The following is a 14,806-nucleotide window of genomic DNA, read 5'->3' as shown; positions in this document are numbered from 1 at the left end:
GATTCCATAAGTTGCCAAGTAATTTTAATTTTCCGGCATTTTGAGCTTATGAATATATCTACCTTAGAAAAAATATTGAAGGTCTCAAGGTTTTAAGTTGAAATTGAATTTTAATTTGTAATCGATGTTAGAGGCTAGGTTAATTGGAACTCTCTTCATTCTGATACCTTTCGGCATAATCACGCTCATCCATTCCTTTGCTAAACTTTCTTAGGTTATAGGTAAAACTTAGCATAACATAAGTCTGAAGCACATTGGACTGGATGTCCTCCACAAAAGTTTCTGTGATGTTTCTCCTTACGTTCGCATTTTCACCAAACAAATCATAAACCATCAAGCTGATTTCGCCCCGTTGGTTGTGGAATATTTTTTTGCCCACGCTCATATTAACCAATGAAAAATTGGTGTCAAATCCTTGGGAGAGTCCTGAATTAATCTGATGGTTGAGATCGAGTCGGTATATGATTCCTTCCCATATTATCCAGTTAAAATTAACCCTGAATCTTTGTTGGAAGAATTTGCTATTGAGACTGGAGTTGAGGCTGTTATTTACTTCATTAAAAGAGGATCTGGACCAGACATTGAAATCTACCTGATCACTGATATTGCTGCTTAGAGAAAATCCGGTACTCAACCTGCTTGAATTGTTAAACCCGATTTGGTCGTTGACCTGCCCTGGTCTTTGGGTAAATCCTAGACCGGCATTGATATTAAAGTTAGACTTGATAAACCCCAAAGGCATTCCATAACTTAGCCAAGACCTAAAATCTTTAAATCCGTCAAGGTTTACCGGTTTGTTTAACTGCGAACCAGTTTCCAAAGTAATGCCATCCTGTATTTCTGTAGGTTCACTTGCTATTAGGATACTGTTGGAAATAAAATTGTCGACAAACCTCGATTGGGCAAATATGTTCCAGTTTTTATCTGTATCGGGATTGTTGCTTCGGAATCTAAATCTGATTTGATTGGTATAGGATTGGTCCAAATCAGGATTTCCTGTCCGCAACTGCAGGGGATTGGTATTGTCGATCACTGCCTGAAGCTGTGATATCTGAGGTTCATTGGTGTAGGTATCATAGTCAAACTGCAGGTTTGTATTGGTCGAAAATTTATATTCCATCCTCACAGTTGGTGTAAAATTTCGGAATGTTTTGTTCAGAATGTCTGGATTTGGAAAGAATTGGTCGTTTTTGAGTCGGGCATCTTGATACTCAACTTCAGTCTGTACCTTTAGTTTTTCTGATAGAAACTGATAGCCAAACTCTAGTTCTTGGGTAAGGTATTTACTCTGAAAGGTATTACTCAATGCTGTATCGAGGGAAAGATTTCCGGTTTCAAAATCCCCGTTTTCTACATTAAAAGTGAGTTTATCCGAATCGTTTAACCTGTTGCCAATCTGATATTCCACCTCCATTTGACCTCTTTGTCCCAAAGGTTCGGTGTAAGAAACGCGGCTTTGCCAAAAATCTCCTGTCCTTTCTCTGGTGGTTCGTTGGTCAATAAATTCTTGGTGATTGCCGCTTTCTTCATAAAAATTATTTTCTGCCTTTCGGTCAGACAGATCCTCATTCCAACCTTTGGCAAAGTTAGTCCTAAAGGTTACCGTTCTTCCTGGTTTGTTAAACTTATGGCTGTAAAGGAATCTATTGAAAAGATCAAAATCTTGGTATTCACCGGTTTTAATGTTTTTCACTGAATTGATCAAATCCGAGCCATTGTCTGTTTCTCCAATAAAACCGGAGTTTTCGGTTTCATACCTTGCGGAAAATCTAGGGATATAAAGGATCCTATTTTTTTCATCAATATTATATTCCAATCTAAGATTGGCCTGATGCCGGTTATTGATCCTGATATCGGTACTATTTTCTCTGTAAAATTTATCAGAATCATCAGTGGTGACAAAATCCCTGAATCTGTCCACAATACCAACATTTTCCCTTTTGGTAAAAACATAGCTGCCTGTCACTTTGATTTTTTCTATCCACAAGTCAGTATAATTTAATCCTAATATATTGGTAGTGATTACCCCTTGCTGAGGATTAGTATTGTCTTGGGCATTTGGGTCGCTTGAATAATCAAGGATATTTACATTGTTTGTCAAGCCTGTAAAAGTGATTCTCCTTTCTTCATCAAAGGCATTGATGCTGGCACCTGCTAAATACCGGTCATCTGTTCCATAACCTACTGTTGTTTTACCAAATTGGCCTTTCCTTCTACTGGCTTTGGTAATGATATTGATGGTTTTGAGCCTTTCTCCATCATCAAAACCACTCAATTGGGACTTTTCGCTCTTTTGGTCAAAAACCTCAATGCTTTGAATGATCTCGGCAGGAAGATTTTGGAGGGCGGTCTTTACATCTGTACCAAAAAACGGTTTGCCATCTACAAGGATCTGGGCGATTGCCTCTCCCTGGGCCTGTAAAATTCCATCCTCTGAACTTACACCCGGCAGTTTTTCTATCAAAGTCTGTGCACTCGCGTCCTTCATGGTTTTGAAGGCATCTGCATTGAACAGGGTTGTGTCACCTTTTTGAGTTCCGGTGGACCTTCTTGCTTCTATTACCACTTCATTGAGGTCAGTTGCAACTTCACTTATGGGAATGATGCCAAGATCTTGGTTTGAAGTCAGGTCTATGGTTTGAAAAAAATCCTTATACCCCAAATACTGTACTTTAAGAAGATAATCACCTTGCCTTATGCTTGAAAATGCGAAATTTCCATCTATGTCTGAAACTGTTCCTGTCACTTGGGAAGAATCTCCGACTGTTAATAGCAAGACATTTACAAATGGCAAAGCCTCCTGTTTGCCTTCCACCATAACGACTCCTTTTATATTAAATGATTGAGAAAAGCCTTGAAGGGTAAATAAACCAAAAATGAAAATCGATAATATGTACTTCATTGAAATGTTTTGATTGTAACTTTTTATAATTCAAAAGGATAGAATCATTGATCCGTCCCTGAAAAACAAACTTAGGGTCTCCCGGCTCCTTAATGAAGGTTTTATTTGCTGAGTGGTTTATTTTCTCGAAGAAACGCCGCTTGACTTATATAGATTAATTCCCGGATAAGTGTCCATTATAAAGTCTTAAAATGTAATTTGTGACAATTCCAAAAAAGTTCGGTAATTTCAAATTGGGTTAATATTGATTTTTATACCAACAATTGAATTAGGTTTATGCTTAAAGAAAACCAGGTCAACATTATATGCTAACTGAAAATGATGTTTTGTGCTAGTTAGTGTTGAGATAAAATTCATTCATATGATTATCCACTTTTTTCCATTAGCCAAATGTTATTTTTCTTTACTTTGGCAAGTTCAATGAACGGATAACTTTAGATTGGATTGGAATGGAGAAATGTGGCAAAGCCGAATTCATCCATTCCAATTCTAACAATTTCAAATTCCGATTGTTGATCCTGCAAAAACCATTCTGTGAGAAATCACATACTCATAAGAGGACAGCAATACATTTTCATTTATTTTGGCCTACAAGAAAATTGAATTTTTTTCTATATCATTTCCTCAATAGGGAAAACAACGAATATCAATCAAAAAAACCTTATTTCGATACTTATTGAGGTTATTTACCTTAATGAGTTGATCATTTTTTTTGAAAGTAAATGCGCAATTACCGGGAGACCTGGTATCAATTTTAATCCTAGTCTGCTGACTGAAATGAAAGGTATATCGTTCCGATAGTGGGATTCTGACTTCGGTCATCCTTACCTGCCTGGCAAACGCCCAGACTCAAGAAGAATATAGGGTTAATGGAAAAAAAATAGTAATTCTGTGAGTTTTTCATTATTTAAATCGATTTTTTAAGAATAGTATTTGTTTTATATGAGTTTCCGCAATGTTGCACCTTGGGCTATAGGAGGTTGTATCGAATGCGGATACTCGTCCACAGATGACAGTCCACTGTCCATGGGTGTTTAATGACTCCTCCAACAAATTATTGTTTGGCTACGTACAAGAAAGCGGATACACATATCGTTTTAAATGTATATCTCTAATAACACCACTGGCCGAGGGAAGTCCAGGTCATTTTGTAAAATAGAGATGGCAGTAAAAGCGGATATGCATTTTGTTTTAAAAATGTATTCATATTATTGTTTGTTGTAAATCGAATAGCTTTTGGTTTTTATAAGGTTAAGTGGCAACCTGCAAATTTTGTAAATTAGAGGTTGAATGGAAATCATAATTACTTGCAAATAGATTAAGATTATGACCTTCCCCAAAAAAACAAACAAAAACAACCCAAGATAAATGAATGCCTGGATGAGAAAGCCGAGTGAATTTTATTCTGTTTTGATACCTGATGGAGAAAAAGCCATTTTGCTGAAAGTAATTTATTGTATGTCGCACCGAAGTGACATCAGGCTATACGTTATGTCAACAATCAAAGATCTTCCATTAAATTATTCTAGATATATTTATCGATTTTTACATTGTCCAAAAAAAAACAATGAGTTAGACTGGATAAATGAAATCAATAAAGTAGTTGAAGAAAATCAAATTGATGTCATAATGCCCATTTGGGAAAAAAGCATCAGAAAATTAATCAAAAATAAAAGCCAATTAAATAGCAATAAACTTGTCCCATTACCTGCTTTCTCTGATTTCTTGGTGGCAGGTAGCAAAGATTTATTAGCCGAACACCTTCACGAAATAGGTATTTTAGGTCCTAAAACAGTTCCTTTATCTATGGAATTGGTTTTGGACAAAGAAAAATTAAAATTAGACTTTCCTGTTTTAGCAAAACCTCTTAAATCCGGAAATGGCCAAGGAATAATTAAATTTGAAAACAAGGAGGCATTGGTTTCACATTTTTTGGAATGCGGTGTAAACGAATCCTTTGTTTTACAGGAATTTTTAAATGGGGAAGATTTTTGTTGCAATGTGCTATGCTTTGACGGCAATATTTTGGCATATACAATACAAAAAGGGAACCTTTGGGATTCGAAACCTTTTACAGCTCAAATGGGAATGGAGTTTGTGGATAATGAAAAGGTTATTGAAATGATTGGAAAACTCATGAAATCGCTTCACTGGTCCGGGGTGGCAAATATTGACTTGCTTTATGACCCTAAAAAAGAAGTTTTTTATGTTTTAGAGATTAATCCTAGGTTCTGGAATTCACTTACAGGATCACTGATGGCCGGTGTCAATTTCCCTCACTTGCTTGTACTTTTGGCATTAAATAAAAAAATTGAGAATCAAAAATATAAGCTGATCAGTTATGTCAATTTGCAAGGGCTAAAACTGTATATTAAAAAAGACAAATCCTTACTTTTTAATTTTGATTACATTTGGAATAGTACACCATTAAAATATAAGATTAAAGACCCAATTCCGATAGTTTATAATATTATCAAGCGGTTCAAGCTAAAAATATTTGGTGAAACTTAAATATTTTTTTAAGTAATTTTGTTTTAAGCAGACCAAATCGCTTGATTATCGGAATTCGAAGAATCACTTTTCACTGAGTTACTTCCCGATACAAAACTTCGAAAAGATATTGGCCAATAAATCATCGGTGGTAATCTCTCCCGTGATTTCCCCAAGATAATGCAAAGACCTGCGAATATCCATTGCCAAAAAATCATTGGTGATCTGCCTGTCCAAACCTTCCAATACATCCAATAACGACTGCCGTGTTTTGACCAAGGAATCATAATGCCTGATATTGGTGACGATGGTATTGCCTGTCCTGAACTTGTCCAAATTGACCAACTCCAAAATGCGGCTTTTCAACGCCTCTAGGTTTTCCTTTTGACCTGCAGAAATAAATATGGTATCAGGATACTTTGCCTTCAGTTCGCAGACAAAATCAGTAGAGGCTTTATCTATTTTGTTGGCCACCTTGACAAAAGGAACACCTTGATTTTCCAATTTATTAATATCCCGATTGATCTCAACCATATCGGTATCCGTCAGGTCAAAAAGGTACAGAATCAGAGATGCAGTTTTCATTTTTTCCTGTGTCCGGCTGACACCGATCGCTTCGATGATATCCGTCGTTTCCCGCAATCCTGCTGTATCGATAAAGCGGAAAATCACACCACCGATATTGATTTCATCTTCGATAAAATCTCGGGTTGTACCTGCGATCTCGGATACGATAGCTTTTTCTTCATTCAACAGCGCATTGAGTAAAGTGGACTTTCCTGCATTGGGTTTCCCGGCGATGACCGTGGGAACACCGTTTTTGATCACATTGCCCAAGTCAAAGCTTCCTATCAATAGTTCTACAGCACGAAGCAATTTTTCCACCAAGACTTTTAGGTCGTTCCTGTTTGCAAACTCTACGTCCTCCTCCCCAAAATCAAGCTCCAACTCGATCATGGAAGCAAAATGAATCAGTTCATTCCTGAGTTTTTGAATCTCACTGCTGAAGCCACCACGCATCTGACTGATGGCTGCCTGATGTGAGGTCTCAGAATCTGAATGGATCAAGTCAGCTACTGCCTCCGCCTGTGCCAAGTCAAATTGCCCATGGAGAAAAGCCCTTTGAGTAAATTCCCCCGGTTTGGCGGGTCGGGCACCATATCGGATCAAAAGTTTGAGAACCTGATTGACAATATAGGAGGATCCATGGGTGGAGATTTCCACGACATTTTCCTTGGTAAATGATTTTGGTGCGATAAAAATGGAGACCAAGACTTCATCGATGATTTTGTCTCCATCGCGGATAGTTCCAAAATGAACGGTATGGGAAGCCTGCTTTTCCAGGTCTTTCCCTTTAAATACAGTGTTTGTGATTTTGATGGCATCTTTTCCCGAAAGCCTGATGACCGCAATGGCACCGACTCCCTGAGGGGTGGCCAATGCCACAATGGTATCTTCTTTTTGGTGCAGGGAAAATGACATGCTTACTTACCGAATTTATTGAGGAGATCATCCATTCCGGAAAGAAAGGGAGCAGGTTCTCGGTAGCCGGGAAATTGAGCGATATTTTCCATCAAGGCATCCATTATCACAAAGTTGGGGTAGGAACTTACCCGCATGGCCCGAGCCATCGTGGCTTCGGTATATTCTTTGCCTTTGAAATTGAATTTTCTTTTGCTGTCTTCAGCATTCATTTTGACAGCATAAAAATTCTCATTGATAAACCCAATGACTTTAGGGTTGGTAAAGGTATCCTTGTCCATTTTCTTGCACCATCCACACCAATCGGTGTAGACATCTACAAAAATCATTTTAGGGTTTTCAGCCGTTTTGGCTGCTGCTTCCTCAAATGTCAGCCAAGTGATTTTGTCCTGTGCAGTTGCGATTTGGAAGCTGAATAGGGTGATCAGTAAAGCGCCAAATAGTTTTTTCATATTTTGGTCAATCATTTAATTCTCAAATTTAACGACTTGCATTGGTTTGAAGTTCAATTTCGTGGAAAAGTCTTTTTGGAAAGGCAAGAGACGAGAAGCGAGAGGCGAGACTTGGGGAAATTCAGAATTAAGGATGATGAATTAATAATTCAGGATTGCGACAGAAACAGTTAACCAAATAACCAATTAATCAAATAATCTTTTTCCCTAAACTTCCCAACCCGACTACAACGATAAAACGAAGCAGACCACAAAAAAAGAAGCAAGATACATGACACAGGAATCTAGACTTGATTTCTATACAACTTTGAAAACTTGACAACGAGAAGCAGACTACCCTGACAACAATTACAACAACTACAACCATTACAACCTTTCTACCCATCCAATCACCGGTCAACTGTCATCCGTCATCGGTTAAAAAAACTCCCTTATTATTCCTACCCAACTTCCCACTTCCCAGCTTTCCACTTCCTCATACCATCACCAAAATATTCCCCGCCACATCTTTTGACATGAAAATTGATTTTTTATTATCAACCAAGATTTCGACAGAACCATCAAATTCTGTCTTGTCCATCACTTTGATCCTGGCACCGATATAGGCACCCACTTTGTCCAGGTATCGTAGGAATGCCGGACTACTGTCTTTGACAGCAACGATCTGACCTATTGAACCAAGGTCAAGATCATTGATTGGGAGACGGGGACGTGTACGCACGTCTCCGTATTCATCAGGAATCGGGTCCCCATGAGGATCGAATTTGGGGAAACCTAAATACTCATCCAGCCTTTGTATCAAAACTTGTGATTTAACATGGGACAAATCATCGGCGACTTCATCGACCTCATCCCATGAGAATTTTAATTTCTCCACCAAGAACACTTCCCAAAGGCGGTGCTTGCGAATTGTTTGGAGGGCAAGTTTTTTTCCTTCTTCAGTAATGTGAAGACCATAGTATTTGCGGTATTCAATGACATCTTTTTCTCCCAACTTCCGCAGCATGTCCGATACAGATGCGGGCTTTGTTTTCATTTCAGCGGAGACATCATTGGTCGAAACGCCTTTCTTTCCACCATCAGACAAATGGTAGATAGCTTTCAGATAATTCTCTTCGGCAAAGGTGAGGGTAATCATAGATTTATTCGGATTAAACCCAAAGATAGAAATTTAGACTGGACTTAAAAATATTTTCAGACCATCTAAATCGGGTGTTGATAACTCATTTAGAATCGTGATTAGTGATTTAGATTTGTCTAAAAATAAAATTAGATATATTAAAAAAAAGAATTAAATAAATGATAATCAATAATTTAAAGTTGTTTTTGATTGTGTTTTATTAGATGATTTATTAAGTTTTTGGAGTTTCCATACCGTCAATATGGGTTTCCAATCAGGAAATATAGTGGATAACATTTTTGGTTACGGTGGATAAAAAATACAAGATGGCGAGAATCTTAAAAACGCTTCAGCAGCGGTAAGTCCCCTTCGCCTTAAACTGAGATGGTGCTAGTTGTTGGTCGCCATAACCAAATCGAAGGGTCTCTTTAAAAGGTTTAGAGTTGTGCAGATAAAAGAATATGGTTAGAGCTTATTGGTCAACCGCGCCACAACTTCCAAAAATTTTGCTTCGTCACTTTTCCACAATACTTCTTCACCGGGTTTTTTCTCAAAAAATATTGTTTGTAAAAATTTGTCAAGATTTGATTTGGCATTTTCAATGTCCAAAAAATCAATACCTTTCCCGGCTGGATATTCTGAACAGATAGATTCCCATAATTGATTGTGTTGAAACAGACAGGGTTTTCCCAGGGCAATGCTTTCATATAATTTGCTCGGGATTTTAGGACTTATGCTTGGGATCTGATGGTATGGGAGTAGGACAATTTCTGTTTCCTGATATGCTTCAAGAATATCTGAATAGGGTACAGGAATTTCTGAAATCTGAAGGCGGATTGACCTTGGGTCAATATTGATTTTTGAAATTTTTTGAAGGTATTCCTTCATTGGAGCATGTCCTATTACGGTCAGAATGGCGCTTGGATAATAGGCTATTATACTTTGAAACCAAGAAACACCTTCTATGATTCCATAAACTTCCGTAATGGTTCCTGAGATAATAAACCTTAGTTTTTTGTTTGCATTTAATTTTATAGGTTTGATATCATTTCCACGGTCAAAGTATTTATTTTGAAATATAGTGTGTTTCCCAACCTTAGGAAATTCCTTTTGGTAAACCTTTTCCGCAAAAAAATTGTGGTCGATAAAAGGGTTTGAACAATATTCAATAAAACTTACAAGTCCTTTGGAAAGTTTCTTTTTCCAGCCTTTCAGGGTTTTGTTTTGTTCAAGATTTAGGATGTAATTTTCCCGTCTGTCATAGATCAGTTTATAACCTATCAGCCATTTTCCTAAAATGGCAACCGGCAAGATCTCAAAAGTGGTAATTATGACCAATTTCGGTTGGACTTTGATTATGATTCTAATTAATCTCAGACTTACTAAGATCCTCGATGGATGATTTCGTTTTTTCCAAAAAACAGGATGAAATTTAATGTTTTTTTCATCGCTTTCTTTTTTTGTAGAAAATCCTATGATGTTAATAAGGTATTTATTTGTTTCACGCAGTGAAAAGGCAAACCTTGAATATAGCCTCGGATCTTTGAGTGGTTTTAGCACTGAGGCGATTATAATTTGGGTTTGCGACATAGCAGAATAAAAATTTGAAAGACAGAAATCAAAAATATGGAATTATTAAAGTCAATTATCGAAAAGGCCTGGGAAAACAGGGATTTACTTAAAGAAAAAGAAGTAGAAATAGCAATCAAAACAGTCATTAGTGAATTGGACAGCGGGGGAATTCGTGTTGCTGAGCCTTTAGAAGACGGTTCATGGAGAGTCAATGATTGGGTTAAAAAAGCAGTAATTCTTTATTTTCCGATCCAAAAAATGCATACTATTGAGGTTGGTCCATTTGAATTCCATGATAAGATGGCATTGAAGACCAATTATGCCAAGCAGGGTGTAAGGGTAGTTCCGCATGCAGTAGCAAGGTATGGAGCATTTTTGGCTAGTGGGGTTATAATGATGCCATCTTACGTAAATATCGGAGCATATGTCGATAGTGGCACGATGGTTGATACTTGGGCAACTGTTGGTTCTTGTGCCCAAATAGGTAAAAATGTCCACCTCAGCGGGGGAGTTGGTATCGGAGGGGTTTTAGAGCCCGTTCAGGCAGCCCCTGTTATCGTCGAAGATGGTGCTTTTATCGGCTCAAGGGCAATCATCGTAGAAGGTGTGAGGATCGGAAAAGAAGCTGTGATCGGAGCAGGAGTGACACTCACTGCTAGTTCAAAAATCATTGATGTCACCGGTTCTGAACCAAAAGAATACAAAGGATTTGTACCGGCAAGGTCCGTGGTTATTCCCGGATCTTTGACCAAGAAGTTTCCTGCGGGAGATTATCAGGTTCCTTGTGCATTGATCATTGGGCAAAGGAAGGCTTCTACAGACTTGAAAACCTCACTAAACGATGCATTAAGAGAAAAAAATGTAGCCGTATAAAGATTACAATTACCAAAATGAAAGTACAGAATTGGTTTTTTGCCACCCTTATTGGCATAATGTTATCTTCCTGTTCGGAAAATACCTCTAAAAAAGGAGATTCCTTGTTTGGTCAAGAAAAGTACCAAGAGGCTATTTCCGAATATGATAAGATATTGAAGAATAATCCAAAGTACCTCAAGGGGTTGTATAATAGGGGTAGGGCTTACGAGGAATTAGGAGAATTCAAAAATGCGGAAAAGGATTTTCTGGCGGCTTTTGCGATCGACAGAAAAAATACCCAAGTCATGATGAGTCTTTCCAATATTTATCAAAAACAGAAAAACCATACTTCTGCCTTGCTTTATGCTGATTATGCAGTTCAGGTCCCGGGCGCTCCGTCTATGGCCTATTTTCTGAAAGGAAGGGCTTTACATCAAATCGGAAATACAGGAGAAGCCATGAAGGAATATAGTGCAGCCATACAAATGGACAAAAACTTTGGTCAGGCATATTATTACAGAGGAATGTTGAAATTCGCCACTGATAAGAAAAAATCTGGTTGTGAAGACATAAAAGCGGCGCTAAAGTTGGACTTCCAAGAAGCTCAGTTGGCTTTAGAAAAATATTGTAAGTAAAAATCCTCTTTCTAGAAGGCAAAATTAAAAACCTGAGTCTTCTCAGGTTTTTTTATTTTTACCCAACAATGCAATTACCAATAACACCTAACCAAATAACCCTTTGTCAACCCTTCGACAAGCTCAGAGACCAAAAAATAAATAACAAATTACCCTTACTCAATTAACCATTAAACTAATAACCAATAACCATCCCTCAATGGCTCATTTCCTTCAGTTTTTCAAATCCTGTTGAAAAATGCCTAGGTTGATTTCCTGGTTTATGGTCACAGATTTCTTCAGATAGAAGTCGTCCCTGACCCCTGCAAGTCCTGCAGTCGCTCAATTCCTTTAAAGTTCCCATACATTTTGGACAGGTGTGTTTTCCTTCCCCTCCGCATTTGTCACATTCGTAATATTCAAGGATGTTGAATACATTTTTTTTAGTCACCAATCCTGAACCCCTACATTTTGTACAGCCAACTACACCCCTTGTTTTGCAATATATGCAGGCTTGTTCTATCTGTCTTTTGCCTTCGCAGGTGGGACAGTTCAAATAGCGGTACCCTCTATTGTCACACAATTTACAATTATAAATGCCCGCCATATTGGCTTTAAGCTTGGTCTCTAATGTTTTAGCAGATTCATAATTATCACCTTTATACCCATTGATTTCAAGGTATTTATTCAGAAAATTGAGACTGTTGTCGTATTGACCCAGCTCAAAGAGGGTCTCCGCAAAATAGTAAGGCATTTCGGGTGGGATTGAAAGATTATTTTCAATGATTTGCCGAAAATAAGCATTGGCTCTTTCAAAGTCTTTTTTTTCCATTTCAGCCAAAGCACTGTTCATCAATTTAGATGATCCTCCAAGGCTGGGTTTTACCTGTGCCTGTCCTGAGAAATTCAGAAAAATTACCAATGATCCAGCAATAAAGATCTTGTAAAGAAATTTTGAATAAAATTCAGGTGAGGGGAGAATCATTGGTAAATTGGGTAATCTTACTTTTTAAACTTTAAGCAAAGTAAATACCTTTAATCAACAAAACAATGGTAAAAAATTGTTTGAATATTGGAAAAAAATGAAAATATTGGATGGATTATTCATGTGTTTTTAAATTTTCTGTTAAACATGTAACCTTCTTTAGAGGAATAGGCAATTTTTCCCAAACTAATTTGCCTAAACTCATTTGGAGGAAGCCAATATAAAAGATTGGCATAATCAGTTCATTTCATTTTGTTAATTTATTTCTTTCACTTATAAATTTAAATTTTATGGCAAAAACCATCACCATGATCGAAGGTATCGGTCCTGTTTACAAAGAAAAACTTGCAGCCGCGGGAATCTCAACTGTTGAAGGCCTTTTGGAAAAAGGAGCTTCCAAAAAAGGTCGCAAAGAAATCGCTGAAGCCAGTGGTATAGGAGAAGGAGTTATTCTTGATTGGGTCAATATGGCTGATCTTTTTAGAATAAATGGCATTGCCAGTCAATTTGCCGAATTGCTTAAGGCTGCCGGTGTAGATACAGTCAAGGAACTAAGAACCCGGAATGCGGAAAACCTTCACAAAGCATTAACGGAAACAAATGCAGAGAAAAAACTAACCCGAGTAGTTCCTGCACTTTCACAAGTTGAGGATTTTATTGGGCAGGCAAAACACCTAGAGCCTATGGTGACCCATTAACCTCAATTCAATCCAATAAAAACCTGAATACAGCTATTTGTATTCAGGTTTTTTTATTTTAGCTGAAATATTCAACCCAATTCATTTTTGCCATGAGTAAAGCAGAAGATTTTAAACAACATTTAGAACAAGGCTACACCTTTAAGGGAAATTATATCATTCTTGGGACAGGAATTTTGAATAATGAACCCATTCCCCAAGCACAAGTCAAAATCCCTTTGAAAACATTAAATAGGCATGGTTTGATAGCAGGAGCCACAGGTACCGGTAAAACCAAAACCCTTCAGGTCATTGCTGAACAGCTTTCTCTCAATGGAGTTCCTTCTGTTCTAATGGACTTGAAAGGAGATTTATCGGGAATTGCCCAAGCGGGAATAATAAACTCCCATATCGAAAAAAGATCGAACCTCATAGGGATTGATTTTGCGGCCACTGGATTGCCTGTGGAATTGATGTCTATCAGCCATGAAAAAGGTGTAAAACTCAAGGCCACGGTTTCTGAATTTGGACCTGTCTTGATTTCTCAGATTATGGAACTGAATGACACCCAAAGAGGTGTGGTCGCATTGATTTTTAGGTACTGTGACCTACACCATTTACCTTTACTTGATCTGAAAGATCTCAAAAAAGTGTTACAGTATGTGATCAATGAAGGCAAAACCGAAATTGCCAAAGAATTTGGAGCGGTTTCTTCTGCGACGGTGAATACCATCATGAGAAAGATCATTGAACTTGAACAGCAGGGGGCAGAGAATTTCTTTGGAGAACCTTCTTTTGATGTGAATGATTTTGTCAGAACGGTGGACAGTAAAGGAGTGGTTTCTATCATCCGTTTGACAGATATTCAAAATCAGCCCAAGTTGTTTTCCACTTTTATGCTTAGTCTATTGTCTGAAATTTATGAGACATTTCCGGAGCAAGGTGATTCTGATAAACCAAAACTTTGCCTTTTTATAGACGAAGCACACTTGGTATTCTCCACAGCATCAAAGGACTTGATTGACAAAATAGAGGCAATTGTGAAACTGATCAGGTCAAAGGGAGTTGGCGTGTTTTTCTGTACTCAGACTCCGACTGACGTTCCTGATAATGTATTGGGGCAGTTGGGTTTAAAGATCCAACATTCATTGAGGGCTTTCACCGCAAAAGATAGAAAGGCTATCCGTAAGACTGCAGAGAACTATCCTTTGTCCACATTCTACAAGACCGATGAGGTACTGACTTCGATGGGAATCGGAGAGGCTTTGGTGACAGTTTTAAATGAAAAAGGAATACCTACACCTTTAGCACATACGCTTTTGAGGCCCCCTTTGTCTCGTATGGATATTTTGACCGGCGAGGAAATAGAAATTTTGGTTAATCGTTCTTCTCTTGTCAAAAAGTACAATATAGAAATAGATAGGGAAAGTGCTTTTGAGCTTTTGGAACAAAAAATAAGCAGGGCAGAAGCTGCTGCTCAAGAAGCACTAGTCCGGCCTTCTGCACCATCCAAATCAAAAGGAAGACCTGTTCAGGAGACCTCTATCATTGATGAACTCAGTAAAAATACCATGGTTCGACAGATTGGAAGGACCATCTTCAGGGAATTAACTAGGGGTATATTGGGTTCTTTCTCAGGGAGTAAAAGAAGGTAAAT

The 14,806-nt window shown here is 37.9% G+C and carries 11 protein-coding genes; 5 read left to right on the top strand and 6 right to left on the bottom strand.

Going from position 1 to position 14,806, the window contains the following annotated elements; genetic code table 11:
- Positions 1 to 139: 139 nt before the first annotated feature.
- Positions 140 to 2,902 carry an outer membrane beta-barrel protein gene (locus MMU07_RS13760; RefSeq protein WP_241126451.1) on the bottom strand — a complete coding sequence of 921 codons (2,763 nt, stop codon included), beginning with the start codon at positions 2,900 to 2,902 and terminating at the stop codon, positions 140 to 142.
- A 1,380-nt stretch (positions 2,903 to 4,282) separates the two neighbouring features.
- Between MMU07_RS13760 and MMU07_RS13755 the strand changes: the two genes are divergently transcribed.
- Positions 4,283 to 5,413, top strand: a complete 1,131-nt coding sequence (locus tag MMU07_RS13755; RefSeq protein ID WP_241126450.1) for an ATP-grasp domain-containing protein — start codon at positions 4,283 to 4,285, stop codon at positions 5,411 to 5,413.
- A 78-nt stretch (positions 5,414 to 5,491) separates the two neighbouring features.
- On the opposite strand, the gene mnmE is transcribed toward MMU07_RS13755, so the two are convergent.
- The 4 genes from mnmE to MMU07_RS13735 all read right to left on the bottom strand — a co-directional run bounded on the left by mnmE (position 5,492) and on the right by MMU07_RS13735 (position 9,784).
- A complete protein-coding gene (mnmE, locus tag MMU07_RS13750; RefSeq protein WP_241126449.1) occupies positions 5,492 to 6,874 on the bottom strand; it encodes a tRNA uridine-5-carboxymethylaminomethyl(34) synthesis GTPase MnmE in 1,383 nt (460 codons plus the stop codon).
- Positions 6,875 to 6,876: 2 nt separating this feature from the next.
- On the bottom strand, positions 6,877 to 7,326 hold the full coding sequence (locus MMU07_RS13745; RefSeq protein WP_241126448.1) for a thioredoxin family protein: 450 nt from the start codon (positions 7,324 to 7,326) through the stop codon (positions 6,877 to 6,879).
- Between the two features lie 475 nt (positions 7,327 to 7,801).
- Positions 7,802 to 8,464: a metal-dependent transcriptional regulator gene (locus MMU07_RS13740; RefSeq protein ID WP_241126447.1), complete on the bottom strand. Its 663-nt coding sequence runs from the start codon at positions 8,462 to 8,464 to the stop codon at positions 7,802 to 7,804.
- Between the two features lie 447 nt (positions 8,465 to 8,911).
- Complete coding sequence (locus MMU07_RS13735; RefSeq protein ID WP_241126446.1) at positions 8,912 to 9,784, bottom strand: glycosyltransferase family protein; 873 nt, start codon at positions 9,782 to 9,784, stop codon at positions 8,912 to 8,914.
- 288 nt (positions 9,785 to 10,072) lie between these two features.
- Between MMU07_RS13735 and MMU07_RS13730 the strand changes: the two genes are divergently transcribed.
- Both MMU07_RS13730 and MMU07_RS13725 read left to right on the top strand, forming a co-directional pair.
- The gene (locus MMU07_RS13730) at positions 10,073 to 10,891 is read left to right on the top strand and encodes a 2,3,4,5-tetrahydropyridine-2,6-dicarboxylate N-succinyltransferase (protein WP_241126445.1); all 819 of its coding nucleotides are present in this window, start codon (positions 10,073 to 10,075) and stop codon (positions 10,889 to 10,891) included.
- A gap of 17 nt (positions 10,892 to 10,908) precedes the next feature.
- Positions 10,909 to 11,508: a tetratricopeptide repeat protein gene (locus MMU07_RS13725; protein WP_241126444.1), complete on the top strand. Its 600-nt coding sequence runs from the start codon at positions 10,909 to 10,911 to the stop codon at positions 11,506 to 11,508.
- A gap of 196 nt (positions 11,509 to 11,704) precedes the next feature.
- Here the strand turns inward: MMU07_RS13725 and MMU07_RS13720 are convergent, their stop codons facing one another.
- On the bottom strand, positions 11,705 to 12,472 hold the full coding sequence (locus MMU07_RS13720) for a molecular chaperone DnaJ (RefSeq protein WP_241126443.1): 768 nt from the start codon (positions 12,470 to 12,472) through the stop codon (positions 11,705 to 11,707).
- A gap of 290 nt (positions 12,473 to 12,762) precedes the next feature.
- Between MMU07_RS13720 and MMU07_RS13715 the strand changes: the two genes are divergently transcribed.
- Both MMU07_RS13715 and MMU07_RS13710 read left to right on the top strand, forming a co-directional pair.
- Positions 12,763 to 13,170: a DUF4332 domain-containing protein gene (locus tag MMU07_RS13715; RefSeq protein ID WP_241126442.1), complete on the top strand. Its 408-nt coding sequence runs from the start codon at positions 12,763 to 12,765 to the stop codon at positions 13,168 to 13,170.
- Positions 13,171 to 13,262: 92 nt separating this feature from the next.
- The gene (locus tag MMU07_RS13710; RefSeq protein ID WP_241126441.1) at positions 13,263 to 14,804 is read left to right on the top strand and encodes a helicase HerA-like domain-containing protein; all 1,542 of its coding nucleotides are present in this window, start codon (positions 13,263 to 13,265) and stop codon (positions 14,802 to 14,804) included.
- The last annotated feature ends 2 nt before the right edge of the window (positions 14,805 to 14,806 follow it).

The sequence above is a fragment of the Cognataquiflexum nitidum genome, assembly GCF_022538055.1.
In the GTDB taxonomy this organism is placed as follows: domain Bacteria; phylum Bacteroidota; class Bacteroidia; order Cytophagales; family Cyclobacteriaceae; genus Cognataquiflexum; species Cognataquiflexum nitidum.
This window is presented reverse-complemented; position numbering and strand designations above follow the sequence as displayed.